We start from the raw sequence: 898 nt of genomic DNA on the forward strand, positions 1-898 counted from the left end.
CAGCACCACCGCGCTGTATGGCGACGCAGCCACTCCCGACGGCAGCGCCGGCTGGGTCGACGAGACGCTGGCGCCGCAGCCGCAGACCATCTACCACCACACCAAGCTGGAGGCCGAGGCGCTGCTGCGCGAAGCGGCCGACCAGGGCGGTCCGAGCGTGCGCATCCTGCGCATGTCGCGCTGCTTCCCGGAACCGGTCAACGTGATGGCGGCATTCCGCCTGCATCGCGGCATCGACGCGCGCGACGTCGCCGAGGCCCATGCGGCGGCATTGCGGCATGCCGGGCCGGCAAGCGCGACGTTCGTGATTTCCGGCGCCACCCCGTTCCTGCGCGAAGATTGCGCCGAACTGCACACCGCAGCACCGGCGATCCTGCACCGCCGCGCGCCGACGCTGGTGGCGGCGTTCGCGCAACGCGGCTGGGCACTGCCGGAACGGATCGATCGCGTCTATTCGCCGCAACGGGCGCTGGACGCACTGGGCTGGCAACCGCGCCATGGTTTCGCGGAAGTGCTGCACCAATACGACACGCACGTGCCCTAGGTGCTGCCGCCCAACGACGGGCGCGCCGTCAGCGACTGAGCGCCTGGCGCTGATCGGCACACCGGGTTCGGATGGCGGAGCAAGGATGTGCGCCGTCGGCGCGAACCGGAAGCGCCCAGGGTTTTACCGGCCGGTTCGCGAATCCTGATAAGCACTTGATCGAAAAAGCGAAATGCCTGGGCAGCGTGAAACCTGGCAAGGCAGCCCCGCCCCCTGCACGTCGCCGCACGCCCGTTTCGCGAAATCGGCACTTTTTCCTTAGTCCCGGCCGGCAGTTATGCTGAGGGCTGTCGCGCCCTCACGGGCGCGTGGATTGAAACGACTTGGTCGATGCAGGAGCCGTGACATGTCCCA

General features: G+C 68.5%; 1 protein-coding gene. It reads left to right on the top strand.

All coding sequences use genetic code 11. From position 1 onward, the window contains the following. Positions 1-544: NAD(P)-dependent oxidoreductase (locus tag D180_RS14635; protein ID WP_017913387.1), on the top strand; the 544-nt coding region annotated here is incomplete at its 5' end. Positions 545-898 lie beyond the last annotated feature (354 nt).

It is taken from the genome of Xanthomonas sp. SHU 166 (assembly GCF_000364685.1).
GTDB classification, from domain to species: Bacteria; Pseudomonadota; Gammaproteobacteria; order Xanthomonadales; family Xanthomonadaceae; genus Xanthomonas_A; species Xanthomonas_A sontii.